Below are 24,218 nucleotides of genomic sequence, written 5' to 3'. Positions count from 1 at the left end.
CTAGTTGAGAATCTTCGATTTTTCATAGAAACCCGGTTTCTTTGCGAAGTCTTGCCCAAAAAACCAGCTTTTTGCAGAATTATCGGCAAAGAAACCCAGTCTATTGTGCAAAAGCCGATATCTGTATTACCCCTGAGAGGCAACAACCAAATATTGCGTATATAACACCTCAGCGTTCGTTTGACCATTCACATAGTCCAAGATTTCTGCTAAATGCTCTTGATTGACTTCTAAGGCTTCCTGGCGACTATCTTCCAACCACGCAAAAGGCGGTAATTCAGGAGTAACCACAGCAAGCAGTTGTTCCCATCCTAGCTCATCCGAGCCAAAAGATTCATACTCCGAGTCAGGATGAGGTAACACCGTCTCTTTCCCTGCATGGTAGGATGAGGGGGCATATTCCGAAGGACATAAACACATAATCGTGCCGTTAGGTTCTCGTTCAAATAAGATTAAATATCCGACTTGAGGAGAAATCACCCGATAATTTAAATCGCTATTCATCGGGACTTTTTGACGGTGAATATTGGGTATTGCGCCCATATCTTCTAATTGCGGTTTCCATCTTTCCACAACTAACTTTGATTGTATTTCTTGATCAGTCTTGGACTGGGAATTTGTAGCTTTTGTTTTTAATTCGTCCCAACATTCTTCGATTGTGCGCGGTTTAATTAACCCTTGTTCTTTTGCCCATTCAGGAAACTTAACTTTTTGTAACCATGCTTTACCTATTTTCCAGCGGCCTCTTTCAGTTTCCCCAAAGTCGCACCCTTCATCTTTCAGCTTGTCGCAAATTACCTGTAAACGATCGCGCAAAATAGTAGCCGCCGCATCTACACTTTTTTTAGTAGCCGCTGGATCTTTCTCTTCCTTTTTAGTTCCCTCTAGTAATTCACCTTGCCATTCATCAGCTAAAGTCTTATCATTCAATTCTGCATTTTTTTCGCAGAACCGCTGCAAAAATACTATCCGAGTTTTGCCAGTAAAGCAAAATTTCGTTGCCATTGCTTCAATGAAGTCTTTTTCATGGTCTTCATACCTGGGTAATTTCATTGTCTTTACCATTGATAGACGATAACATCAGTCTATCAATGCTTCGGAAGCTTGGCAAGTACCTAACAACTTAATTATAGCATTTTCTACTAATTTCTACTTTCTTCTCTATTGTCTTTAAATTTATTGATACTGTCTTTAGTTTTGACATCTATTTTTATAGCAAGCGCCAGGGCGATTAGGACACTATCGATTGCTGAAACCCTTGCGACGCTAACATTTGTCTCCTGCCTCCTGCTATATCTACATAATCCGTTATCAAAACTTGCAGATTCAGTTAAGCGCTCGTTATTATCGTTGTAAGTTTTAGAGGAAACCACCATGTTTAACAAAAATAAAAAGCTCATAGAAGAATTGGAAGGCTTGGAGGACTTAAAAGAAAGACTCATTCGCCTAGAGGTCAAACAAGAGCAAGACCAAAGGAACTTTGAAGCCTATAATCAGGATATTGCTAAATTCCAAAAAACCCTCGAAGAATTCGAGGGCATTCTTAAACCCTTTCAGATAATTTGTACTTTAATCAAGGGAACCCCTGGAGGCGTAAAAACTTGGATACTTGGAGTAACGATCGCTGCTACAATTGGTTTAGTCGCGGTCGATGTTTCGATCCGTGCGATCGGAGTAAAACCATTTATCAAGTTTCTAATTGAAGAAACCAAAACTGTAAAATAATTGACGATCGCGATTTCACCATAATCCCGATGCGATCGCCTAAAATAAAACCCAACCCTTTTGCATTTATACCATGACTGGCCCTACTGCAACCCTGTTAATTGCCTGCCCCGATCGCAAAGGACTCGTCGCCTGACTTGCTAACTTTATCGCCTCCCACAACGGCATCATCCACGCGGATCACCATACAGATTTTACCACTGGATTATTTCTGAGTAGGCTAGAATGGCAATGAGACGGTTTTGACTTAACCACCGAACAAATAACACCTGCTTTTAGTGAAATTGTCAAGAAGTTATAAGCCAATTGGCAATTGCATTTCTCCCATAAAATTCGGCGACTCGCGATTTTTGTAAGCCGTCAATATCATTGTTTGTTAGACTAGATTTGGCGACAGCGAGCGCAAGAAATTAGGGGTGAAATCCCCCTGATAATCAGCAACCATGAAAATTTAAAGCCCATTGCCGCACAATACGGTATCGACTTTGAGTATATTCCCATTACTAAAGACAATAAAACTATTCAAGAAGCACAACAGTTAGAAATTATTGAAAAATATAAGATTGATTTAGTATTTTTGGCTAAATATCTGCAAATTTTGAGTCAATACTTTATCATAAAATTTCCCAATCTGATTAATATTCACCCTTCATTTTTACCCGCGTTTGTAGGCAATACGGTTCAGTTAAAACTGTTTATTCCTCGGAGATCCCCCTAAATCCCCCTTAAGAAGGGGGACTTTGAGCAAGTTCTTGTCCCCCCCTTAAGAAGGGGGGCTAGGGGGGATCGGGCTTAACTGAACCGTATTGCGTTTGTAGGTGCAAATTCCTACGACGAAATAACTTATGAAAGAGAGGTAAAAATTATCGGTGCAACAGCCCACTATGTTACAGCAGATTTAGATGCTGGCCCGATTATAGAACAAGATGTTGTGCGCGTCACTCACCGCGATGAAGTGTCTGATTTGGTTCGCAAAAGAAGCGGATGAATTAATGTCGCCTAATTGCAGGAAAAGGAAAAACAACGCATCGGTGACTAAATCCCACCTGCCGATGGTAATCGCCATGCCGACAATTCCTGAATTTTTAATTCCTAATTCCCCAACGGCGGTAGATCGAGTAACTGATTTTTGGAATGTGGAAGCTGGGCGGAAGTTCTGCCGGTTTGGGCGGAAGCTTGGCGGATTTCCAGAGCCGTTTCTCCCGGATTTTCCGTGCGAGTAGGTAATATCTCTAAAGAATATACTGTCTCTGTCTTTGCAGGGGAAGAAGTTTGTGCTTTCGTGAGTAAATCAACGGCATCTCCGAGAGCGCTAGTTAAATTTTTGCTAGTCTCGGCGTGACGGGCTTGTTCTTGTTTGAGGGCTTGAGAGAGTTCTTTAACTTGTTCGATCGCCCGATCGCGCTCTTGGAGAACTTCTGCTAACTTAGCTTTAAGTTCGCCTACTGTTTGCAATTGTGCAACCTCCTCCTGGCGAGCAACTCCAGCATCATCCTCTTCGGGCACAATGGGGGAAAAACCTTGTAATTGCTCTATCTGCCGTTGCAGAGAAGCGATGCTTTGCTGAGTTAATTTGGCATCATTCCGCCGCTGCTCGGCTTCGGTATTGTAGAGTTGGCGCCACTGAGCAGCACTTTCACCGGCCTCATCTCGATCGCGCGAAACTTCTGTTAACTGCTGTTGCAGCCGCTTGATTTCATCTAACCACTGTCTGACATCCTGAGCCATATTGATTTTAGATTTTAGATTTTAGATTTTAGATTTTAGATTAACCATGGCGCATTGGTAATGGCTTAATTAATTAACGCTCCTTATTTCCAGTTGCGCGATCGTCCTGCATCCATTTTCCATTTTCCCCTTCCCCGTCTCCTGTGCGCTATGAACATTTTTTACTGGTTGCGCTACCTGATTTTAGCTTTGTTTAAGGCGCTTTTGAGACTGCTTCGAGCTCTCAAAAGAAAATTTGGTGGTTTTTGGCTTTTTTGTCGGTGTTTGACTTGGGGCACGCTCAAGGAAGTCGGCGCGAAGGCGGGAGAGCAGCGCTTGCCGGGGCTGTCAGCAGAAATGGCCTACCATTGTATGCTGGCGCTGTTTCCGGGGCTGTTGGCTATCTTATCTGCGATCGCTCTGTTTGAACCTTTGCAGTCAACACTTTATCAAATCGCCGGTCTTTTGGGGGAGGTAATACCCGATAACGTTCGGAATTTGATTCGCGGCTTAATCAAAGAAATTCTGTTAACACGCAATAAAGGGCTGTTTTCGGTGAGTTTTTTGGTGTCGCTTTGGGCATTTTCTGGAGTAATGAGCGGGGCGATGACTGCACTCGATCGCATCCATCAAATCCCGAGCGATCGAACTCGACCATTTTGGAAAGCCAAACTTATTTCTCTGGCGCTGAGTATCGGCACAATTATACTATTGATTCTGGCCTCAGGAGTAGTATTTGTCAGCGACTTAATTGTACAAGCTATTGCACGTCAGAGTTGCCTGCTGGAGTCCGTCGCCAATTGCGATTTAAAAGATCTCCAAAATTGCTTGCTGCTCGCCGACAATTGCCCTTTGGAGTCGCAACTGTTAGGTGTTTGGTGGCTGTGGCGGTGGCCGATTTCTTTAGGAATTGTATCACTTGCCTTTGCCTTTGTTTACCGCTACGGACCGAGCCGCCGCCAAGCAGATATTCCTATTTTGTCGGGAGCTGTTTTTGCAGCTATTTTGTGGGCGGTGTTTTCAGCTTTATTTCGGTTTTATGTTTTGCATGTGGGCAATTTTAGTTGGGCTTACGGCACGATCGGAACTTTTATTGTGTTGCTGCTGTGGCTCGATCTTTCTTCTTTGGTAATGCTGATCGGCGCTCAGTTAAATGTGACCGTGGGAAAGGCAATCAAACAATCAAAATTAAAATAATATGTTAATATTGAATTGTGAATTTTTATTGGCAGGATGCTGGCTTACCGACGGAGTAAAGTGCTGAGGATACCCGCAACAAAAGAAAGCAAAACCAGTATCCAAATAACAGCACCGGGAATGAATGTCAAGAGGCCAACACCTCTGAGAATCCAAACTAGCAGGGTGAGGCCCAGGATAGTCCAAAAGATGCGGGTAGATAGTCGCATTTGAAATCTAGGAGAATTAGTCATGTTGAATGTTAAAGTTTTGTCTGGATCAATGATAGCTGCTTTGCTGGCGATCGGCAGTCACCTCACCTTAATTTCGACTCCCGGTGCCGCTGTGGCGCCTGTGGCTACAAATGCGCTGCCAGAAGCGGTAAAGGTTGCTCAAAAAACACCTTCTGCAAGTTTAACAATTTCCGAGCGCGGAATTGGCGAGGCGAAGCTGGGGATGACTTTCGGAGAATTGAAAAAGGCTCTGGGTTCCACGGCGCAGTTTAAGGAATCTAGTTATTTTGATGGCCTTGATGCTGTGGCTGTCAGCCAGTCGGGAAAAGTGCAATATTGGATTATTTATCCTTTTCGTACAAAGCTGAAAGATGCGGATGTCATTGAAGATTTAATGACTGACAATCCCAATTATAAAACAGTTGAGGGTGTCGGGCCGGGAATGACCTTAAAACAAGCAGAGGCAATTTACGGCAAGGCTACTTTAGGTTATAACACGGACTATGAATCGCAAGAAGTACTTGTCTTTGCCAACCAACCTAATAAAAAAATTCGCTTTGCTCCCAAGGCTGAAGGGAGGCAATATGCGGGGGTTTACGGGGCTAGTCAAGGCATTGTTCATGAGACTAATAAGTATCAGCCGAATGCTGTAATTCGCTCTGTGATGGTGCGGAAGTAAGTTAGTAGAGACAGCCCAATAGATAACTCGGCCTGTAAAATCGCTTCTACAGAACCTATGATCCCAGCAGAGGGGGACTCAAGAAAGGAAGGACGATCGCACTTATCAAAAAAAGTGCGATCGCCAATGTTTAGTTAACTGAAACCGCCTCAAAAATTACCACTTATAACGCGCTGGTGACGGGATTGGAAGGACGATCTGCCAACGCGGATAAACGGTGACTGTCTCCACTTAAATCGAACACAACCTCAAACTTAACGTGAGGTATTGTTTGTCGCAAAAACTTGAAATGGCCGTCGGCATCGGAACGGGTGCGGCAGCGGGCAACAATTATCCATTGCCCAGAGGGTAACAAACGGGCGATCGCCCAACAACACAAGCGGTCTTTGTATGTCAACATAGAACTCGTCTCCATTGATATTTTTGGAGCCAGAGCCAGCCCGGAACCTTGGACAGTAAGGGGCTGGCTTCTGACTTTTTAGGGTCTGAACCCTATTTACACTAATAGCATAAATAAATGTTTTTAACATAAAATGACATAAAAGTTTATAGAATGACGTGAGAGTGTAAAATTGAAGACAATTGAAGTAAAACCATGCCAGCCAATGCCTTCACGTATGCGAGTCACAGTTACACTGCCAGAAGACGTTCATCAAGCCCTTTCCGAATGGGCCGAAGAGGAAGATAGAACCCTTGCAAACCTGCTATCCCATGTGGCAGCTAAAGCAGTCAGAGATCGCCAAGAGCAGAAAAAGGACGAATCAGAAAGCGATCGCCCTTAAGCGATGGCCACAGCGTAAGATGGACTGTGTTGAGATGTTTTGCAGTGCAACCAATGGCTTCACGGGGACGAGTTACCGCATACCTGCCAGAGGAGATTCAAAAAGCTCTCGAAGAATGGGCAGAAGAAGACAGCAGATCCGTTAGCAGTTTGGCAACGTACCTGCTGACGAAATCTGTTCGAGAACGCCAAGAACAGAAAAAAGATAAATCAGAAAGCGATCGCCCTTAAGCCATCATCCCCAATCCCATCCGCGTCCATCCGCGTCCATCCGCCCACATCTGCGGTTAAAAAAAGCTCACCCCTCAAAAAAATAAGGGTGGACCTCCGCCCACCCTACCCCAATTATTTAGCAGTCACCAACTGAGCAGGCAGCCGCTTAAACGCCAACCTTTCATTCTCGATATCCACAAAAATCGTATCGCCATCAGCAAAATCTCCCCGCAAAATACCCTTCGCCATTTGCGTTTCCAACTCCCGCTGAATTCCCCGCTTCAAAGGCCGCGCACCGTAAACCGGATCGTAACCAATTTCTGCTAAAAAGTCGATCGCAGATTCCGACAGCTTCAGAGACATCTTACGTTCAGCCAACCGTTTTTCCAAGCGCTTGACTTGCAACTGCACGATTTGCCGGAGTTCAGTCTTACTCAAACCGTGGAAGATAATCATCTCATCAATCCGGTTCAGGAATTCCGGGCGGAAAGTTCCCCGCATCGCTTCCATCACCCGACTCCGCATTTGTTCGTTATCTCCCGCCACATCTAAGATGTATTGAGAGCCGACATTCGAGGTCATAATAATCACAGAATTCTTAAAGTCTACCGTGTGACCTTGAGCATCGGTAACGCGGCCGTCATCCAGAATTTGCAGCATGATGTTAAATACATCCGGGTGCGCTTTCTCAATTTCATCGAATAGAATCACCGAGTAAGGACGGCGCCGCACAGCCTCAGTTAATTGTCCGCCTTCATCGTAGCCGACGTATCCCGGAGGCGCACCAATCAACCGCGAAACCGCGTGTTTTTCCATGTATTCCGACATATCAATTCGCACGATCGCTTCTTCCGTGTCGAACAGATAAGATGCTAAAGCTTTAGCTAATTCGGTTTTGCCAACACCCGTGGGACCGAGGAAGATAAAACTCGCAACCGGACGATTGGGATCGGCTAAACCTGCGCGCGATCGCTGAATTGCATCTGCAACAGCCGTCACCGCTTCATCCTGTCCGATTACCCGCTTGTGCAATTCATCTTCCAAGTGCAGAAGTTTCTGCATTTCCGATTCAACTAACTTGCTGATCGGAATTCCCGTCCACTTGGAAATAATCTCGGCAATGTCACCTTCTGTAACTTCTTCCCGCAGCAAACTTTTACCTGTGGTTTGAGTTGCTGACAGTTGAGATTCAGCTTCTTGCAGTTGTTTTTGCAATTCGGTTAACTTGCTATATTTCAACTCAGCAGCGCGGTTCAGGTCATATTTTAATTCAGCTTGCTGAATTTCAATATTCACCTTATCAATCTGTTCTTTAATCTTTTGAATGCTGCCAATGACACCTTTTTCCGATTGCCACTGGGCATTCAAATCATTTTGCTGTTCCTTGAGGTTGGCTAAGTCTTTTTCCAGTCTTTCCAAGCGTTCGATCGAAGCAGAGTTACTTTCTTTTTGCAGCGACAGTCTTTCCATTTCTAGCTGCAAAATCCTGCGGTCGATTTCGTCTAGTTCTTCCGGCTTAGAGGTAATTTCCATTTTGAGTTTAGCGGCTGCTTCGTCCACTAAGTCAATGGCTTTGTCTGGAAGGAAGCGATCGCTAATATATCGAGTAGACAAAGTAGCCGCCGCCACTAGGGCGCTGTCAGAAATTTTCACCCCGTGGTGAACTTCGTACCGTTCTTTCAAGCCCCGCAAAATCGAGACAGTATCTTCAACGGTCGGTTGGTCAACATAAACTTGCTGGAAGCGGCGTTCTAGTGCCGCATCTTTTTCGAGGTACTTGCGGTATTCGTCGAGAGTTGTAGCGCCGATACAGCGCAATTCTCCCCTCGCTAACATGGGTTTAAGTAAGTTGCCGGCATCCATCGAGCCTTGAGTTGCGCCAGCACCGACAACGGTGTGAATTTCATCGATAAATAAGATGACTTTGCCGTTGCTGTCAGTAACTTCTTTGAGTACCGCTTTCAAGCGTTCTTCAAATTCTCCCCGGAATTTTGCCCCGGCAATTAAAGCGCCCATATCTAAGCTAATTAATTGTCGGTCTTTGAGAGATTGGGGGACATCTCCGGTGATAATTCGCTGGGCGAGTCCTTCGGCGATCGCAGTTTTTCCGACTCCCGGTTCCCCAATCAATACCGGGTTATTTTTGGTGCGACGGCTCAAAATTTGAATCGTGCGGCGGATTTCGTCATCCCGTCCGATTACCGGATCGAGTTTGCCTTGACGCGCGGCTTCTGTCAAATCTCGGCCGTATTTTTCCAGCGCTTCGTATTTCCCTTCTGGATTTTGATCGGTCACTTTGTTGTTCCCCCGGACTTGGGTAATGATATCTTTGAGCTTGGCTTCAGATAGTTTAAATTCTTGTAGTAGATTTTTACCGAAGCGATCGTCCTTAACGTAACCTAGTATCAAATGCTCGATCGAAATAAATTCATCGCCGTACTCTTTGCGATAAGTTTCGGCGCGATCGAGCAAAGTGTCGAGAGAACGACCTAGATAAACGTTGCCACCGCTTCCAGAGATTTTCGGCTGGCGGCTGATAAACTCATCAGTGCGATCGCGCAATTTTGCTACAGAAACTCCAGCTTTGTTAAACAAGCTGCTAGCGAGTCCCGATTCTTGTTCCAGCAAAGCTTTCATCAAGTGTTCGCTTTCTAGCTGCTGCTGCTGAGCTGCTTTAACGAGTTCGGGAGTGCGGGCGAGGGCTTCCCAGGCTTTTTCGGTAAATTGGTTTGGATTATTTGGTTGCATAAATTTTAATTCCCTGCATTAAAAATGATGACTGCTGTAGAGGCAATTGCTTGATTGCTCGTACAATTGTCATTGTAGGGAGTTGCAGAGGGGGGGCGGATCGGTGTTCCCCTATCTGTAGATAGGTATTTCCGTCCTGATTACTAATACGACTAGCGAAAAGACAACGGCTGTTTTGCCTGTAAATATGTCGTCGGTACGGATTATCCTCAAAAACAGCGACTTGTTATACGGCTTTCGGGCAAGGATAAACGATTCCCTCTGCTGCGTGCTACAATGTAGTATGTAGAGAATTCTTATTTTATCGAAAAATTGGGTCTAAAACCCCGTCCTTGCAGGACGGCTTTATATTTACTAGAGTTAGATATCCCACTAAATATGTTAAAATAGTGGAATGTTAACCATGAATTACAGCTATCGAATCTACCCAAATCTCACTCAACAGCAAGCGCTAAAAGAGTGGATGGATATTTGTCGCGTTGCCTATAACTACGGGCTGCGAGAAATTAAGGACTGGTGTAATAGTCGGAAGTGCATGGTTGACAGATGCTCTATCAGTCATGAGTACATCATGCCTCCTGATTTGAGTTTTCCTAGCGAGGTAAAACAGCTTAATGCTCTGCCGAATGCCAAAAAGGTATTTCCCCGATTGGGTGAAGTACCGAGTCAAGTGTTGCAGCAGGCAGTCAAGCAACTGCACGCCCGCATGGGAAGGATTTCAAAAAATTGGGCATGGGTTCCCACGATTCAAGAAGTTTGGGCAATTCAAATCTTTGTTGTTTCCCCAGTTTAAACAGAGCCCTGTGGCTGGGAATCATATTACCTTGCCCAAGCTTGGGTTGATTCCAATTAACCTGCATCGCCCAATCCCAAGTGGCTTTGTAGTTAAGCAGGTACGCGTCATCAACAAAGCTGATAGATGGTACGCCTCTATCAATATCCAATGTGACGTTAACGTTCCCAACCCCATGCCACATGGTCACCCCATTGGGGTAGATGTTGGGCTTGAAAAGTTTTTGGCAACCAGTGATGGAATTTTTGTAAAACCGCCCAAGTTTTTTAAAGTTATGCAAAGCAAGCTGAAATTGCTGCAACGCAGACTTTCTAGAAAAAAGAAGCGGTCTAAAAATTACGAGAAACAGCGCCTCCTTGTTGCAAGAGTACACCACAGGATTGACAATACCCGCAAAGATTTCCATTTCAAGCAAGCTCATGTCCTTTGTGACGCTGGTGATATGGTCTTCATGGAAGACTTGGATTACCGAACTCAAGCCATTGGGATGCTGGGCAAACAGATGCTTGATGCTGGATTCGGACAGTTCCGAACTATTACCAAGTATGTGTGTTGGAAGCGGGGTAAATTCTTCGCTGAAGTTAGTGCAAGAGGGACTTCTCAGGAGTGTCCTGACTGTGGTGCAGAAGTTAAAAAAGATTTGAGCGTTAGAGTACATAATTGTTCGAGTTGTGGATACAGAACTAATCGAGACGTGGCTAGTGGTCAAGTAATCAGAAATAGAGGGATAGCTCTCATTAGTACGGCGGGACACGTCGGAATCGAAAGTGCTTGTGCAGACGGTCTACCGGGGATTGGGGAAACTCAGTCTAGGCAAGTGTCGAAACCCCGCAAGGGAAAAACCAAGAAATCTAGGAAGTGATTCTTAGAAGCTTCGTCCTGACGGACGGAGAGATGTCACAACTCTAATCCCAAAATTCGCCTGGGCAACCTAACCTAAAATGGACAACAATTTGCTCTTCTACAGATCAATCTCTGATATTCTTAGGCTCTTTGTTGTACCTGAAGTTGAGGGCAGAGTTGACAACGGGTCAGTGAAGGTGGAAGAACTACCACTTGAACTCAGAGCGTTTAGAGCTATACAAAGGCAATTACCAGATGGCAGTATTCAGCCTATTGTTCAGATAAACAACGAAATAAATTTAATCTTAGAAGTCAGAGTTAAACAGGCTGTGCAAGCAGGCGAACCAGTCACTCTCGATAAAATTCATCCCGAAGAGTGTTTTATTGTTCCACCCATATATGATGAGCAACCCGCCGCATACTTTTTGTGCCAAACATTTTTGTTAGATTATTTGATATTATTTGACTGTAGAGCAAATCAGCTAGGTCTGTCGCAGGAAGAAATTGAAGAACTAAAGAAAGCAACTCTCAATTATCCCATTTTGAAGTATGCAGAAAACCAGGAATTTATAGATGTAGTCAAGCCAAAGGAGTAGCTTCAGACTTTAATAAGCAGTAACTGGGCTCCGGCACCAACCTACTGTAGACACGCTGCGCTATACCTCCACGAACACCAAACCATAGACGAGCGTTCTTTCTTGGAAGTTGTTAATCAAGCCTACAGTGATGATTTTTGGGAGGAAAGAATCGCTTTTTGGCAAAAAACTAACTTTTTTAAACACAGACTTCAGTATATAGAAAGAGCTATTAACGCTCACCTTGAAAAGGATTACATTTGTTGTATATACGTTTTAGTCCCCCAATTTGAGGGTATTGTGAAAGACTACTTACGTCTTTGTGGTAATAATCCACCAAATGGATACATAGATTGTGTGAAAAAGCTTAGGAGTATTGTCCTTTCAAGAAAAGTAGTTTGTTTTTCTAGGGACATCCTTGATTCGATATTTGATTATCTTGAAGATGGTTCTTTCTGGAAAAATACTTCGACAATTTCCGATTCAACATCTTCAATTAATCGCCACGGCGTTGTACATGGAGTTTTTACTGGTTTTGAAAGCGAAGCGCTCTCTATGAAGTATTTGATGTTGTTAGATACACTATCTTTTGTGATTCTCCACGACAGAATGCTAACTGATGCTTCTTGGTAGTAAGACGATGCTTAGTAGCAACTGTAAGGAACTGTAGCACAACTTTACAATACCAGGACTTACGCACGACGAGGCCAGAAACAGGGCTGATTCGTGGATTGCCAAACTAACCACTACATCATGATTAATATCATGGCAATAGGTAGATGACTGTAAATATTCAGCGTATTAACCCATCCCAAGATGCTCTAATTATTGATTCAGAAAGTTGGATTATATCAAGAGGGAAAACTTGCATTTTCTCAAGTCGAGGTCATTTTCATTTTGCTTACAGCGTACTAAATCAGTGGAGGGGTAAATTGGAGCTAAACAACTTGCAAAGTAGAAACTGGTTTATAGGCGCGCCACTGGACCAAAGTTGGCGCGCTGAGTACCAAGCAGGCGTATCGCTCAATCCAACATGGCGCAGTGGCGCCGATCGCACCAAATCGTCATTGTCTAAATAATTGGATAGAACTTCATAAAATAGAATTGTTGGCGATCGACCTTGAAAAAATGCCTCCTAAACCTGTGTTTCCTGTAACATGGGGGCCACTTGAATCTGTGGCATCGGTTCGAGGGGAGTATTTACAGGTGCGAACCTGCAATAGCACACGACAATTTTCTCAAACTCGCTGCTAGGTAAATCTTCCGAGTAAGTCTGAACTCTGACGACTTCCCAGTCTCCTACTCGGCTGTGGGTGTTCGCAGCGGGAAATTTTGGATCGGCAAACTTTTCTATCCGGTGAAATTCTGGAAATCTATACCCCGGTTGAGGAATTGGTCGGTTAGAAGAGTCGAAGTGTTCGGCAAGAATGTCAGTGAGCATTCCCGTATGCGCTAGCAGTCTGTTTTCTGCACCTTCTTCTTCAGTCAAATCAGCTCTAAAAACAATATACTTGCCCATTGCTTATTCCTCCTTGTCGTCCATATAGTCGGGAAACTGAGTTTCGCCTTCAAATACGCAATTGTACTTGAGGGTGTCGTCTCCGGTTCTTTCTATTCCTAGCAACTTCCAGCCGTACTTCTCCTGCATCTTCCTACACCGCCAGCGCTCAGTTACGGCGTGCCTAGAGGTGTTGTCTTCCGGATTAAGTTCGGAACGACCGTTAGTCATTTTCCATTTTCCACTTTCTATTTTACCGATTTACGATCGCCCGATCGCGCGCTCGAATTTCACTCTGATATCCGTCATGCCTGCATCACCACACGTTCCGGGAGACTGACAATAAAAGTTGAACCTTTACCGTTCTCGCTTTCGACACTAATTTCGCCGCCGAGAATTTGACACAAACGCTGGCTAATTGTCAGTCCCAAACCCGTACCTCCATACTTGCGGGTAGTCGAGGCATCAGCTTGAATAAAAGGTTTAAATATGTGCTCTAATTGCTCGTCCGTCATCCCAATGCCGGTGTCGCTCACTCGAAACATTAAAACTGGAGAACTGTAGTTTGATCCAGAGTAAAAATCATTATTTTTATTCTGTTTCCCCGATCTTGATTTTTCAATTATAATTCTTTCGACGCCGATAGTAATGACGCCTTTTTCGGTAAATTTGGCAGCATTGCTGAGCAAATTGAGGAGAATTTGCCGCACTTTCGGTTGGTCGGCGTACATTGTGCCGAGTTCGCCTGTGGTTTTCAGTGCTAAAGCATTGCCTTTTTTCTCTACCAGCGGTTGAGCCGTAGTCATCACTTCTTCAATCATCGTCGCCACGTCGAAGTTTTCTAAATAAAGGGTGACATGACCGGCTTCTATTTTGGAAATGTCGAGGATGTCGCTAATCATGTCCAGAAGGTGTTTGCCTGCGGTCTGAATTTTTTCTAAGTCGGGGAGAAAATCTTCGGGACCGGAATCTAGAGCATCTTCTTGCAGCATTTCGCTGTAGTTGATGATGGCATTGAGGGGGGTGCGGAGTTCGTGGCTCATGTTGGCGAGAAATGCACTTTTGGAGCGGTTGGCAGCTTCGGCTGCTACTTTTGCTTCGTGCAAATCTTCTGTATATTCTGCTACCCGCTGAATGAGTTGGTTGAGAGAAATTGCTAGCATTCCCACTTCGTCGGAAGTAGTGACGGGTATTTGCAAATCAAAGTTTGATTCTTCGGTAACTCGCTGAGCGATGAGAGTAGTAGCATCGAGGGGGTCGGCGATCGCCCCGCTGGTGTATCTTGCAAGTAAGGCTGCGATACCGGCGGATACTGCTAGAGAGCAAACCAGAATCAGAGTTCCAAGTTTTTCTGCTTCCTCGAAGGTTCTAAATGCCTCATCTGCTTTATCGCGAAAGTTGTCGGCCAGTTTGGCTGAATCCTGGGAAAACAGTTTGAGTTTCACAGCAGTTTCGCCAGCCACAAAATTGTTCAAGTTCCGCCCCAAAGCCTCCTTCTGCTTCGGATTCAAAGCAGATAATTTCGCAGGCGCCAACAATTTTTGTACTTGTTGAAAGTATGATTCTACGGTTTTGCCGTTGGCTTCAGCGAACTGTTGAAGCAGTTGGTAGTCTTTGGCAATCTCGGGATTCTTCGTCGGTGGAAAGGTTTGCAGTTGTTCAAGGATGCCGCTCATCTGAGCAACGCGAGTCAGGAATTCCGAGCGTTGGCGATCAAAAATTTGCGGTTTAGCCATCAGACTCGCCAGCTCTTGCTGTTGAATTCTGACTTCCTGCACCGTGTTATTGAGGTTTGTCAGGATTTCCGCTTTATCTCGGTCGATCGCTAGTTTTTCTCTAACTTGCTGTTTGTGATAGGATTCTACTCCCCGTCCCCCCACAGCACCCAAAACGGCAATACCAATGACCAAGGCGTATCCGCAGCCGATTTTCTGCCTGATACCCAAGGGACCCAACAGACTTTTCAACCCTATTTGAGGACAGTTCTGCAGTTTATTTTTCAAGACTAAGGTTAAAGACATGGGCAATGTACTCGTCACCTTTGAGAGGCAGCATCTATATTCTAATTGATACCTGCCTGAGGGTAATTGACACTCCCCAACCTAAAGGATGGGGATTCTTAATTCAGCGACTGACCTTTAAGTGTTGCGTCCTTACGGCAATACTCAAACCTTTTAACCGTAGAAATCCTACCAATTAACGAGTATGATTCGCAGCCACCCCAGAGGGTCTATCTCCAAAAGCGTACTAGGATATTGACCTAGAGTTTGGGTATGCCCTACCCTACCTAACAACAGTCAATTGTTTGTTTTTCTGGTTGTGAGACTGTATTAAGCCTCTAGCTGTTTTAAGAGTTTTCGCCGCTCTTTGTCCCCCGATTAACGCCTAAAAGTGTGTCTGAGTCCCTGTTTCACTTCGGGCGAAGGAGTTTAACCTTGACTATCCTAGTATACCACAGACACTAGGAATTCCCTGATTTTTAGGAAGGGATTTAAGAAATTAAAGCCGTCCTAAAAGGATGGGGTTTTAAACCCATTGCTCTGATAAAGTTCTGTCCTCCGGCCAGGTTTCGGCTGTTATGGGGTCTTTGCAGGGTTCCACAGCTCGATCGGCTTGACAGTTTGGACGAGTTATGCTTAACAAATTATAGCAGAAGCAAGAAGGAAGAAACAGTCAAAGGGAGGATTTCAGTCAATAAGAAGGTCCTCAGCGTCGGGCGTGGTTGCGATATTATCAGGGGCGAGTTATGAGTTGCAAGTTATGAGTTAGATTTCTGATTCAAAACTCTACTCTACTGGCAACCCACAACTCTATCGCTGTTCCTCTACTGGCAAAGTCGAAATTGTGCTATCTCAGCAGGAATTTGTGAAGCATTAGGTACGCTAGCACTTGCTGGAACGAAGATTCCCATGCCGAAACTGCAACCCTCTGCCTTCGTGCATTGGCCCGGTTTGGCAGTGATTTGATATTCGCCTTGGGATGGGGGAGTAAAAGAGATTGACGCCAGTTCGCCTGTCTTTTGACTCGCAGCTATTTCCTGGCCGCTGGCATCCTTGAGAGATAAGTTTAAATCCTGGCAATTTCCGTCGCAAGTGGCAACAAAAACATACTCAACATCAGGATGCAGGGTGGCTCTAAAAGGAGAGGAAACTTGCTTGCGAACTTGACCCAGCAACGGCACAAATACTAATTTTTGACCGTTGCCTTTGCGCTGGTCAACTTCTGTTTTCAAGCGACAAACAACCGTTTTTTGGTCTGGGGTCAGTTCTTGAGCAATAGCATTTCCTACGATTGCAGTACCGAGGATCAGGGCAAGGCCGGAAATAACCAGATGTTTGAAATTCATTGATGTCCCTTAATGTTAATTTTTTGCTAATTGATTGGACTTGCACAAAGAATCTATCGGTAGGGTACGTCTCGGCGCGCCTTACTGCGACAGGTAGTGTCTAATTTAGCAGGCCTGATGCAGCACTGTCTATTTACAAAGGCAATTGATGAATTGTCCCTATATACAATCGAGATTCTGCTAGTAGACTACCAATTGCCATCTCTGACTCCATCGGGATCGACTTTAAGCTTTTTAATTTGTGCTTGAGGAACGTCAACAGATGTATCGTCTTGCTGCGGTGCAAATCCCTGATTTTTGTCCATCTCTTTGACAGACTTGACTTGAGAAAGGATAGTTGAGGGTGCGACAGATCCTTTTTCTTCGTCGTAAAGGTCGAACCAAGGAAGATTGTATTCACTGTAAGTTTGGGCAGTAACGGGCGTGTTTGGCGGTTCTTTACCAGTGATTTCCCGATACATCATGCTATTAACAATGTGGACGTATACTCTGCCGAAATTTGTCTCGTCCCAGGTGTTGATACCGTAACTATCGGGATAAATTTCTTGTTTCATTTTACCACCTGCTGCTAATCCCATTTCCCCGCTAAATGCGGCAGAGGTAAGTGACCTACGATTACTAAAACCTCTACCTCTCAGTAATTGTGAGGGCGGCGGTTCTTCGGGAAATAACCCTGGTTTCGGATCGAATACAATGATTTGAATGCCGCCAAATTCTTCTTTACCAGTTACTTGTCCTTCGACAGTATAACCCATACCGAGAGGCATGGCAACAAATTGGCGGATGTAACCTTCACCAGAATTGATACCATCTAACCAAGGTTGATCGGGACACATGACATAATCTTGGTCATTAGCTTGCAGTTGTTGCTGCCAAGGTTTGCCCGAAACGGCATTGATTTTACCAACTGAAATTTTAACAGCATTGGGTCGCCAATTAACGCCTCTAAAATAAATCCACAAAGCTTCCCGTTGATACATGGGAATAAACACGCCCCCGTGTTCTTTCCAAGTTTCAGGTACTCTAGAAATGTAGTCATCAACTTTGCAGACTGGAAACTCGCCTAATCCCGGCGGTAAGGGATAGGTTTTACCGTCGTCGGGTATCCGCAAAGTGCGTTGAAAATTCAGGGAGAAGTGTTTACCAAAACAGATAGCGTTGTTTTTTACAGTGATTTCTAACATGGGGATTCTTAGATAAAGAACAATTACCAGAATATCAAAATTTCGCTCATTTGTCGTTCTGTCTAAATTGCCAAGCTGGCACAAACTTGGAATCACCCCAAACGCCGCGGCGATTTTTCTTAGCTTCGGCTTCGGCTTGTTCCAGAACACTTGCACTCGGACAATTTTTCAAGTAAGGCCGGTAAACCATTGCTAATCCTTCGCGCGTCAAAACTTCTTGGGCAAATGTGCCGTTTGGCAAGCGAACTTCGCTAACTTTGCGGCCGTAACGGTCAGTATCGGTGACGGTCAAAACAACGCGACCGCCCCCTTGTTTGACTAGCTGCTGCATTCTTTGCTGGGCTAGATTTCCCCACTTAAATTGATTTTTCTTTGCTGATGCTTTGCTATTTTTCTCAGCATTGGTGTGGGCGACTTCCGGTGCATCTATGCAGGCAAAACGCACTTTGATATCTTTTCCAGCGCTATCGCTGGCGACCAGGGTGTCGCCGTCGCTAACTCGCTTTACAGGATAGTTGTTGGGCGCTAAGTTTTGTGGACACCCGAATAGTAGCAATAGCACGAGCGCTGCACTTAAGCTTTTTATTTTTGGGAAAATGGCAATTTTAGTTTTGCTCATATTTCTGTCTGTCTATTAGTTTACATTTAAGTGGTGAGTTTAATTAACCGATCGCACTTTCAGTCTTTCCCTACCGCCAAGCGTGAAAAACCATCCGGGCGCACGTACCGCTAGCTTGGGAAATATTAACAGCTTTGATGTCGCGAAATCCTGCACTTTCCAGCATCCCTTTCACCGCCAGAGGATTTGGCCCGAACCAATTCGTTGAGTCATTATTCAGTTCGCCGCCAGGATAAAACGCCACTGCCGGTCTTTGACAATCAAGCATATCGACGTGAGTTTCTAATATTAACTGCTTGCCGGTGACGCTGAAAACTCGATCGATAGCCAGCAGGGGATGCCTCATATGGTAAAGCACTCCCAAGAACAAAACCAAATCAAAAACCCCTACTTTCTCGGGCGAAAGTTCGAGCACGTCTATCTCCATATCTTCAACTTGAGACTTGAGCACTCTGCGGGCGAGTTCAAATCCTGCTTTGCCAAAATCGGGGGATTGCCAAACAAAGGAATCTGTAGCCAAAACGCGCTGAGCCCCGCGCCTTTCTGCCGCAAAAGAGTAAAATCCATCCCAAGCACCGACATCTAAAACAGTCATTCCTGCTAAACTTTCGGGAAGTCCAATTCTTTCTTCGGTTTGGGGAGATGAGGTTTTACCGCCGCCCGGAGTGATGACTCCGCAACCGAGGTCAATGGAGTGATGCCAAGCGGGAATTTTTGCTACTTCTGCTTTTAGCAGCAATCTTTCGATATCTTGTAGAGAAAGAATCTCCGCAGGTTCGGCTTGCTGGCTTGCCAATTGCTGAGTTTTAGCGCATAGCTTGTCAAAATCTTGGCGGTAGACGGCTAATTCTTCAACCAAGCTTTCGGATAAAGGAGTGCCGCTTTCTTGCAGTTTTTGAGCTGCTTGAGAAAAGCGCAAGTTTAAATCGGTGGCGCGTTTTTTTACATCGTTTAACTGCTGCCACAAAGTTTGTGTTTCTGCTGTCATCATCTTGTTTTTTCTCCCAAAAGTGCGATTGCTGCTGTCTATTTTGTTTCCATCCAATTTTGCCCAGCGTGGATGTCAACTATCAGGGGTACGCTAAGTGGCAGAGCATTTTCCATCGCACTTCTAATTTTCGGCTGCAATTCTTCCCATTCATCGGGAGGTACTTCAAATATTAATTCGTCGTGAACTTGCAGCAGCAGCCGCGCCTGATAGTTTTGCAAAATTTTGTGTACTTCAATCATGGCAAGTTTAATGATATCAGCACTAGAGCCTTGAATCGGAGCGTTGGCTGCGGCCCGCAAAGATTGGGCATCATCTCTGCTGAGAGATTTAAGTCTATCGGAGTGAATGTCTTGGGGATTGCGGCCTTTTAAGTCGAGGATGCTTTCGCTCTCGAATTTTAAATAGCGGCGGCGGCCGAGTATTGTGGTAACGTATCCGAGGGCGATCGCCTCTTTTTTTACTTTCTCCAAAAATTCAAAAACCTTACTGTAACGCTCGTTAAATCGCTTAATAAACTCTTTGCCGTCTGCTGAAGTTTTGCCCATCGAGCGCCCAAACTTAATCGCCCCCATACCGTAAATTACCCCAAAATTAATCGTTTTGCCAAACCGTCTTTCGTCCGGGGTTACTTCCTCTTTTTCAAACAACAGTTGAGCTGTTACGGTATGCACATCTCGGTTATTTTGGTAAGCTTCTATTAACACAGGTTCTTGACTCAAATGAGCCAAAATTCGCAGTTCAATTTGAGAATAGTCAGCCGACACCATCAGCCAACCTGACTCCGGTAAAAAAGCTTTGCGAATTTGCCGCGAAAACTCGGTGCGGATGGGAATATTTTGTAAATTTGGATTGGAAGAAGAAAGCCTTCCCGTACCCGTTGCAGTTTGGTTGAAATCTGTATGTACCCGCCCGGTATCCGCACGCACTAACTGCGGCAAAGCATCGACATAAGTTGATTTCAACTTGGATAATGTTCGGTGTTCTAATAAATCGTCTACAATCGGGTGGTCTCCTTGCAATTTATCCAATACGGCGGCGTCTGTAGAGTATCCCGTCTTTGTTTTGCGAGACTTTTTCTGAAACTGATCGGGGATTTTTTCTAACAAGATTTCGCTGAGTTGTTTCGGGGAACCTAAATTAAACTTTCTCCCGGCTGCTTGATAAGTTTTTTCTTCTATTTCTTTTAAGCTCTTTTCTAGCTGTTGCGATAGTTCTTGCAGATACGCTGAATCAATGCGAATTCCGCAGTATTCCATTTCTGCTAAAACGGGTTCTAGGGGCTGTTCTACTTCCAGCAGCAACTTGTGCAAAGACTTATCGGGAAAGCTAGATTCATCAGCTTTATCCAATTCTCCTCTAAGTTTACCTACTAACTGAAATGTAGTGTAAACATCCATACCGCAGTAGTCGGCTACTTTTACAATACTGATGTCAGCAATTGTTTTGTTTTTCGGCACTAATTCATTGTAACTTTTGGCAACAATGCCTAAGTATTGCCTTGACAGTTCGCTGAGACTGTGATTTTTTTCGGGATTGAGTACGTAACTGGCTAACATGGTGTCGAAGACGACTCCTGCTAGTTTAATTCCTTGACAACGCAGGATCGATCGATCGAACTTAGCATTTTGCAGCGCTTTCGGATAATTCTCGCTTTCCAAAATCGGACGCAAAGCATTTAAAACTGTGGCTTTGTCCAAGTTTGTGCCGATTTTGTGCCCCGTGGGAATGTAAGCGAGATCCTCTTCACCGGTTCCCCAACAGCAGCCAAGTCCCACTAATTGGGCGTCTCGCGGTTCGAGGGCGGTAGTTTCGGTATCCCACGCCACGGGTGAGGCTTTGTCGGTGAAGGTTTGCAGCAGTTGGACTAATTCGTTTAACTGTTCTGTTGTTTGAATTATTCGGGGTTTAATTGGCAGTTTTTTCTCTTGCTGAGCGGCTTTGGTTTCTGCGAAAGTGAAGAAAGCTGATGCTTCATCTTCGTCGGCAACAGGCAAGATGCCTGTTCCACTGTCTGTTGAATGGATTGTGGGGTGGGCATCTTGCCCGCCCTTTGCAACAGGCAAGATGCCTGTTCCACTGTCGGCAACAGGCAAGATGCCTGTTCCACTGTCGGCAACAGGCAAGATGCCTATTCCACTGTCTGTTGAATTGATTGTGGGGTGGGCATCTTGCCCGCCCTTTGCAACAGGCAAGATGCCTGTTCCACTGTCTGTCAATGGTTTTTCTACACCACCAAAACGCTTTTGAATTTGCTTTACTTTGCTTAAAAATGTTTTAAATTCCAACTTTTCCAGCATGGGAATCAAGGCTGATTCGTCAAAACCTATAAGCTTGCAATTTTCTAAGTTGATTTCTAATGGCACGTCTTGGACAATTGTCGCCATGCGTTGAGAATGATAAGCAGCTTCTTTGCCTTCTTCTAGCTTTTTCTTAGTTGCTCCTTTAATCTCGTCGATGGCTGCATAAATTCCATCGAGGGAATTGTAAGCTTCCAGCAATTGCAGGGCGGTTTTGTCGCCGATGCCTTTAACTCCGGGGATGTTGTCGGATTTGTCGCCGCACAAAGCTTTGTAATCTATTACTTGTTCGGGCAAAATACCGAGTTTGGCTTTGACTTCTTCCGGGCCGTATTCTTGGGATTTGCCTTTGCCCGATCGCCTGAGTTCATCGGTACTCAAATATAATACGCTGATTTGTTTTTCGGTTTCTACTAATTGAAACAAATCTCGATCGCCCGTGAGGATTTTGACCTGATAACCCGCCGCGCTGGCTTTGTTTGCCAAAGTTCCCAAAACATCGTCCGCCTCAAAGCCGGGAGCAGTTATTGCAGGTAAATTCAAATAGGTGAGGAGTTCTTGCAGGTTTTTGATATCGGGAATAAAATCTTCGGGAGTTTCCGCACGACCGGCTTTGTAAGTTTCGTCTGCTTCGTGGCGAAATGTGGGTGTGGCGAGGTCAAAGGCGATCGCCATGTACTGGGGGTCGTGGGCCGCCATTACTTCCAGCAGCGACTTGAGAAAGCCAAAACAGACGCTGGTGGGAATGCCTGTCGTAGTTCGCAAGCCTCCGTCTCGACTTTTGGCAAAGGCGAAGTAGGATCGAAAGGCCAGGGAGTGACCGTCAACTAAGATGAAGATGGGAGCTTGATTTGCCGACACAGACACAAATACCGATCGCACGAAAGGATTTTCTCATTGTAGCCAGTTGTCAGTCTGCATTGATCGACCCTAGGGATGGCCGGCAGACTTGAGGACGCTTGACACTCGAGCGGATCTCGGCTTACTGTGCAGCTTGGCTGAGAATAGTACATGATGTTAAGTGGGATGCCCTACGGGATAGCTTCGCTTCACGCCAATTTACCAAGACCTGCCGATCGAAGCCTATGGCTGACATTAATCGATGCTACGAAATCCTCGAAATTGAGCCGGGAAGTTCCCTCGAAGAAATTAAGCGCGCTTACAGGGATTTAGCGTTTGTGTGGCATCCCGATCGGTTTGCCCACAATGACCGCCTGCAACAAAAAGCTCACCAAAGATTAACAGAAATTAATGAAGCTTACCAGCAGTTGGTATTGTTTCTGAGTCAGCCTGAATCGCAGTCGATCGAAAAACAGTTTCAGCAGCAGCCGCCCCCGCCCTCCAAGCCCCTGAGAAGGCGTTCTGCAAAATCAGCCACCAGGCCTGGTTCCCAGCGCAGTCAAACCCGCCCAAAAGCCGCCTCCCAAAAATTTCAAACTCAAAAGAACTCTTCAAGCAAGAAACGATTTACAACTCAAAATCGGGCAGCGCGGCGGGGAAGAAAGCAACCAGGGCGAAGCGTTAATCCGAAAGCGTGGCCATCTCAAAACTATCAAAAGCTTACCTCGAAAAGGAAAAAAGAATTTTCAACTCAATACTCAAAACCGCGAAGCGCGCCGAGGGATGTGCGGTCATCTCAACACTATTCAAGCTTCCCTTGGGGGCCACTGGCAATCGCCGTGACGAGTTACGCTTTGACCGGTTGGATTTTGACGGTATCAGTCGCCCCGCTGTGGATGTGGACTTTAATCTGCGGTGCAGATTGGCTGTGGGCCGCGATTTTGCTGGCGGAGGGTTCGGCAACGCCCAGAGTGTGGCTGGCGGCGTTAGTTTTGGCTGGGGCGGTAGGGGGGTCGATCGCCGGTTTTCAGGCGGGAGGAATGGTAACAGGGGCTGCTTGGGGCGCAGTTGGGGCTGGTTTGGGGGCGATCGCCAGTTCCGAGGCAGAGTCTCGGGCTGTGGCTGCTGTTTTGGCAGTGGCCGGAGTGGTGACAGTGGTGGGATTGATGGCTGGAACGGGTTCTGGGGATTGGGTTAAGGCGTTGGTGGCGGCTGTGTGTTGGGCGATTGTCGGCTTGACGTGCGGGCTGGCGACGGAACTAGGGGTGAATTCTGGCGGCCCCGTCGGGCTCTCTGGTGCGATCGGGCTGGGGATTGGGGCGTGGGCGGGGGTTTTGGCTGGGGCGGGTTCGGGGGCGATCGCCCAAGCCTTGGGCCTCGCCGGGTCTAAGACTGTTTATAGCGCTTGGGCTGCGATCGGCATTATTGCTGGAGTGGTGGCGCGAATGGTAGCCGGAGAAAGGTTGATCGACACCGGCAGCGAGGTTTACACGTTTATCCTGTTGGTGGCTACTTCCAGTTTCGGGCTGTGGCTGGGAAGTTGGTTGGTCGATCGTATCTTTTAAATTAGTCAGCAGTCCTTAGTCATTAGTCCTTAGTCATTAGTCCTTAGTCATTAGTCCTTAGTCATTAGTCCTTAGTCATTAGTCAGCAGTCATTAGTCCTTAGTTTTTAGGAAAAATTCCCAATTCCCAATTACCTATTACACCAATTACCAATTACCACTTCCCCTATTTTATAGCAACTGCCAAGACGACTAGGACATGATTTATTGCTGAACTCCTCGCTTTTCTTCCGGCTGCTATCGGACTTCTTCCTTCTCCTATATAGCGGTTCTTAAGAAAGTGAGGTATGCCCCATGCCCCATGCCCCATGCCCCATGCCCCATGCCCCATGCCCCATGCCCCATGCCCCATGCCCCATGCCCCATGCCCCATGCCCCATGCCCCATGCCCCATGCCCCATGCCCC

At 45.7% G+C, this 24,218-nt stretch carries 24 protein-coding genes and 1 pseudogene; 11 read left to right on the top strand and 14 right to left on the bottom strand.

The annotated features are described in order from the left end of the window. Window positions 1-126 precede the first annotated feature (126 nt). Window positions 127-1,053: a DUF4384 domain-containing protein gene (locus ACUVJL_RS33575; protein ID WP_445249787.1), complete on the bottom strand. Its 927-nt coding sequence runs from the start codon at window positions 1,051-1,053 to the stop codon at window positions 127-129. A 321-nt stretch (window positions 1,054-1,374) separates the two neighbouring features. Between ACUVJL_RS33575 and ACUVJL_RS33570 the strand changes: the two genes are divergently transcribed. Then, complete coding sequence (locus tag ACUVJL_RS33570; RefSeq protein WP_445249786.1) at window positions 1,375-1,725, top strand: hypothetical protein; 351 nt, start codon at window positions 1,375-1,377, stop codon at window positions 1,723-1,725. Window positions 1,726-1,798: 73 nt separating this feature from the next. Further along, a pseudogene (locus ACUVJL_RS33565) lies at window positions 1,799-2,701 on the top strand (formyltetrahydrofolate deformylase); the annotation flags it as partial. 116 nt (window positions 2,702-2,817) lie between these two features. Here ACUVJL_RS33565 and ACUVJL_RS33560 read toward each other — a convergent pair. Further along, window positions 2,818-3,453, bottom strand: coding sequence for a hypothetical protein (locus ACUVJL_RS33560; protein ID WP_445249785.1), 636 nt, complete (start codon window positions 3,451-3,453; stop codon window positions 2,818-2,820). 150 nt (window positions 3,454-3,603) lie between these two features. Between ACUVJL_RS33560 and ACUVJL_RS33555 the strand changes: the two genes are divergently transcribed. Next, the gene (locus ACUVJL_RS33555) at window positions 3,604-4,629 is read left to right on the top strand and encodes a YihY/virulence factor BrkB family protein (protein ID WP_445249784.1); all 1,026 of its coding nucleotides are present in this window, start codon (window positions 3,604-3,606) and stop codon (window positions 4,627-4,629) included. 44 nt (window positions 4,630-4,673) lie between these two features. Here the strand turns inward: ACUVJL_RS33555 and ACUVJL_RS33550 are convergent, their stop codons facing one another. Then, window positions 4,674-4,838 carry a hypothetical protein gene (locus ACUVJL_RS33550; protein ID WP_445249783.1) on the bottom strand — a complete coding sequence of 55 codons (165 nt, stop codon included), beginning with the start codon at window positions 4,836-4,838 and terminating at the stop codon, window positions 4,674-4,676. 22 nt (window positions 4,839-4,860) lie between these two features. On the opposite strand from ACUVJL_RS33550, the gene ACUVJL_RS33545 reads away from it, so the two are divergent. Continuing rightward, entirely contained in the window at window positions 4,861-5,520 is a 660-nt protein-coding gene (locus ACUVJL_RS33545) for a hypothetical protein (RefSeq protein WP_445249782.1), read from the top strand. Window positions 5,521-5,683: 163 nt separating this feature from the next. Here ACUVJL_RS33545 and ACUVJL_RS33540 read toward each other — a convergent pair whose 3' ends face one another. Next, on the bottom strand, window positions 5,684-5,935 hold the full coding sequence (locus ACUVJL_RS33540; RefSeq protein WP_445249781.1) for a hypothetical protein: 252 nt from the start codon (window positions 5,933-5,935) through the stop codon (window positions 5,684-5,686). Between the two features lie 202 nt (window positions 5,936-6,137). On the opposite strand from ACUVJL_RS33540, the gene ACUVJL_RS33535 reads away from it, so the two are divergent. Both ACUVJL_RS33535 and ACUVJL_RS33530 read left to right on the top strand, forming a co-directional pair. Beyond that, window positions 6,138-6,302, top strand: coding sequence for a ribbon-helix-helix domain-containing protein (locus ACUVJL_RS33535; RefSeq protein WP_445249780.1), 165 nt, complete (start codon window positions 6,138-6,140; stop codon window positions 6,300-6,302). Window positions 6,303-6,355: 53 nt separating this feature from the next. Then, window positions 6,356-6,532, top strand: coding sequence for a ribbon-helix-helix domain-containing protein (locus tag ACUVJL_RS33530; RefSeq protein WP_096829277.1), 177 nt, complete (start codon window positions 6,356-6,358; stop codon window positions 6,530-6,532). A 114-nt stretch (window positions 6,533-6,646) separates the two neighbouring features. On the opposite strand, the gene clpB is transcribed toward ACUVJL_RS33530, so the two are convergent. Next, window positions 6,647-9,262 carry an ATP-dependent chaperone ClpB gene (gene clpB, locus ACUVJL_RS33525; RefSeq protein WP_445249779.1) on the bottom strand — a complete coding sequence of 872 codons (2,616 nt, stop codon included), beginning with the start codon at window positions 9,260-9,262 and terminating at the stop codon, window positions 6,647-6,649. Window positions 9,263-9,665: 403 nt separating this feature from the next. Between clpB and ACUVJL_RS33520 the strand changes: the two genes are divergently transcribed. The 4 genes from ACUVJL_RS33520 (at window position 9,666) to ACUVJL_RS33505 (ending at window position 12,106) form a co-directional block, all read left to right on the top strand. Next, on the top strand, window positions 9,666-10,055 hold the full coding sequence (locus ACUVJL_RS33520) for a helix-turn-helix domain-containing protein (protein WP_445249778.1): 390 nt from the start codon (window positions 9,666-9,668) through the stop codon (window positions 10,053-10,055). Further along, the gene (locus tag ACUVJL_RS33515; protein ID WP_445249791.1) at window positions 9,988-10,917 is read left to right on the top strand and encodes an RNA-guided endonuclease InsQ/TnpB family protein; all 930 of its coding nucleotides are present in this window, start codon (window positions 9,988-9,990) and stop codon (window positions 10,915-10,917) included. Before ACUVJL_RS33520 ends, ACUVJL_RS33515 begins: the two co-directional genes overlap by 68 nt. Window positions 10,918-11,095: 178 nt before the next feature. Further along, complete coding sequence (locus ACUVJL_RS33510; protein WP_445249777.1) at window positions 11,096-11,494, top strand: hypothetical protein; 399 nt, start codon at window positions 11,096-11,098, stop codon at window positions 11,492-11,494. A gap of 102 nt (window positions 11,495-11,596) precedes the next feature. Further along, complete coding sequence (locus ACUVJL_RS33505) at window positions 11,597-12,106, top strand: hypothetical protein (protein WP_445249776.1); 510 nt, start codon at window positions 11,597-11,599, stop codon at window positions 12,104-12,106. 502 nt (window positions 12,107-12,608) lie between these two features. Here ACUVJL_RS33505 and ACUVJL_RS33500 read toward each other — a convergent pair. The 8 genes from ACUVJL_RS33500 to polA all read right to left on the bottom strand — a co-directional run bounded on the left by ACUVJL_RS33500 (window position 12,609) and on the right by polA (window position 22,290). Beyond that, complete coding sequence (locus ACUVJL_RS33500; RefSeq protein ID WP_445249775.1) at window positions 12,609-12,992, bottom strand: hypothetical protein; 384 nt, start codon at window positions 12,990-12,992, stop codon at window positions 12,609-12,611. Between the two features lie 3 nt (window positions 12,993-12,995). Next, complete coding sequence (locus ACUVJL_RS33495; RefSeq protein WP_445176935.1) at window positions 12,996-13,202, bottom strand: hypothetical protein; 207 nt, start codon at window positions 13,200-13,202, stop codon at window positions 12,996-12,998. Window positions 13,203-13,276: 74 nt separating this feature from the next. Further along, complete coding sequence (locus ACUVJL_RS33490; RefSeq protein WP_445249774.1) at window positions 13,277-14,992, bottom strand: ATP-binding protein; 1,716 nt, start codon at window positions 14,990-14,992, stop codon at window positions 13,277-13,279. 803 nt (window positions 14,993-15,795) lie between these two features. Continuing rightward, a complete protein-coding gene (locus tag ACUVJL_RS33485) occupies window positions 15,796-16,317 on the bottom strand; it encodes a hypothetical protein (protein WP_445249773.1) in 522 nt (173 codons plus the stop codon). Window positions 16,318-16,505: 188 nt separating this feature from the next. Next, the gene (locus tag ACUVJL_RS33480; RefSeq protein WP_445249772.1) at window positions 16,506-17,501 is read right to left on the bottom strand and encodes a hypothetical protein; all 996 of its coding nucleotides are present in this window, start codon (window positions 17,499-17,501) and stop codon (window positions 16,506-16,508) included. A 46-nt stretch (window positions 17,502-17,547) separates the two neighbouring features. Continuing rightward, window positions 17,548-18,120 (bottom strand): thermonuclease family protein, encoded by a 573-nt coding sequence (locus ACUVJL_RS33475; RefSeq protein ID WP_445249771.1) that lies wholly within the window; start codon window positions 18,118-18,120, stop codon window positions 17,548-17,550. A gap of 70 nt (window positions 18,121-18,190) precedes the next feature. Then, the gene (locus tag ACUVJL_RS33470; RefSeq protein WP_445249770.1) at window positions 18,191-19,111 is read right to left on the bottom strand and encodes a DUF1698 domain-containing protein; all 921 of its coding nucleotides are present in this window, start codon (window positions 19,109-19,111) and stop codon (window positions 18,191-18,193) included. A gap of 35 nt (window positions 19,112-19,146) precedes the next feature. Then, complete coding sequence (gene polA / locus ACUVJL_RS33465) at window positions 19,147-22,290, bottom strand: DNA polymerase I (protein WP_445249769.1); 3,144 nt, start codon at window positions 22,288-22,290, stop codon at window positions 19,147-19,149. Between the two features lie 203 nt (window positions 22,291-22,493). Here polA and ACUVJL_RS33460 point away from each other — a divergent pair, with 203 nt between their 5' ends. Further along, window positions 22,494-23,813 carry a J domain-containing protein gene (locus ACUVJL_RS33460; protein WP_445249768.1) on the top strand — a complete coding sequence of 440 codons (1,320 nt, stop codon included), beginning with the start codon at window positions 22,494-22,496 and terminating at the stop codon, window positions 23,811-23,813. Window positions 23,814-23,978: 165 nt separating this feature from the next. Here ACUVJL_RS33460 and ACUVJL_RS33455 read toward each other — a convergent pair. Then, on the bottom strand, window positions 23,979-24,218 hold a 240-nt coding region (locus ACUVJL_RS33455; RefSeq protein ID WP_445249767.1), incomplete at its 5' end, for a hypothetical protein.

The sequence above is a fragment of the Microcoleus sp. OTE_8_concoct_300 genome, assembly GCF_031383065.1.
Classification (GTDB): domain Bacteria; phylum Cyanobacteriota; class Cyanobacteriia; order Cyanobacteriales; family Microcoleaceae; genus Microcoleus.
The sequence above is the reverse complement of the archived record's forward strand: the minus strand, read 5'-3'. Positions and strand labels throughout refer to the sequence as shown.

Coding starts and splice junctions, on each gene's coding strand:
- ACUVJL_RS33480 (WP_445249772.1), bottom strand. CDS start 17,501: ATGTTAGAAATCACTGTAAAAAACAACGCTATCTGTTTTGGTAAACAC.
- ACUVJL_RS33570 (WP_445249786.1), top strand. CDS start 1,375: ATGTTTAACAAAAATAAAAAGCTCATAGAAGAATTGGAAGGCTTGGAG.
- ACUVJL_RS33560 (WP_445249785.1), bottom strand. CDS start 3,453: ATGGCTCAGGATGTCAGACAGTGGTTAGATGAAATCAAGCGGCTGCAA.
- ACUVJL_RS33545 (WP_445249782.1), top strand. CDS start 4,861: ATGTTGAATGTTAAAGTTTTGTCTGGATCAATGATAGCTGCTTTGCTG.
- ACUVJL_RS33555 (WP_445249784.1), top strand. CDS start 3,604: ATGAACATTTTTTACTGGTTGCGCTACCTGATTTTAGCTTTGTTTAAG.
- ACUVJL_RS33540 (WP_445249781.1), bottom strand. CDS start 5,935: ATGGAGACGAGTTCTATGTTGACATACAAAGACCGCTTGTGTTGTTGG.
- ACUVJL_RS33575 (WP_445249787.1), bottom strand. CDS start 1,053: ATGAAATTACCCAGGTATGAAGACCATGAAAAAGACTTCATTGAAGCA.
- ACUVJL_RS33490 (WP_445249774.1), bottom strand. CDS start 14,992: ATGTCTTTAACCTTAGTCTTGAAAAATAAACTGCAGAACTGTCCTCAA.
- ACUVJL_RS33495 (WP_445176935.1), bottom strand. CDS start 13,202: ATGACTAACGGTCGTTCCGAACTTAATCCGGAAGACAACACCTCTAGG.
- ACUVJL_RS33535 (WP_445249780.1), top strand. CDS start 6,138: ATGCGAGTCACAGTTACACTGCCAGAAGACGTTCATCAAGCCCTTTCC.
- ACUVJL_RS33530 (WP_096829277.1), top strand. CDS start 6,356: ATGGCTTCACGGGGACGAGTTACCGCATACCTGCCAGAGGAGATTCAA.
- ACUVJL_RS33485 (WP_445249773.1), bottom strand. CDS start 16,317: ATGAATTTCAAACATCTGGTTATTTCCGGCCTTGCCCTGATCCTCGGT.
- ACUVJL_RS33460 (WP_445249768.1), top strand. CDS start 22,494: ATGGCTGACATTAATCGATGCTACGAAATCCTCGAAATTGAGCCGGGA.
- ACUVJL_RS33470 (WP_445249770.1), bottom strand. CDS start 19,111: ATGATGACAGCAGAAACACAAACTTTGTGGCAGCAGTTAAACGATGTA.
- ACUVJL_RS33550 (WP_445249783.1), bottom strand. CDS start 4,838: ATGCGACTATCTACCCGCATCTTTTGGACTATCCTGGGCCTCACCCTG.
- clpB (WP_445249779.1), bottom strand. CDS start 9,262: ATGCAACCAAATAATCCAAACCAATTTACCGAAAAAGCCTGGGAAGCC.
- ACUVJL_RS33500 (WP_445249775.1), bottom strand. CDS start 12,992: ATGGGCAAGTATATTGTTTTTAGAGCTGATTTGACTGAAGAAGAAGGT.
- ACUVJL_RS33475 (WP_445249771.1), bottom strand. CDS start 18,120: ATGAGCAAAACTAAAATTGCCATTTTCCCAAAAATAAAAAGCTTAAGT.
- ACUVJL_RS33520 (WP_445249778.1), top strand. CDS start 9,666: ATGAATTACAGCTATCGAATCTACCCAAATCTCACTCAACAGCAAGCG.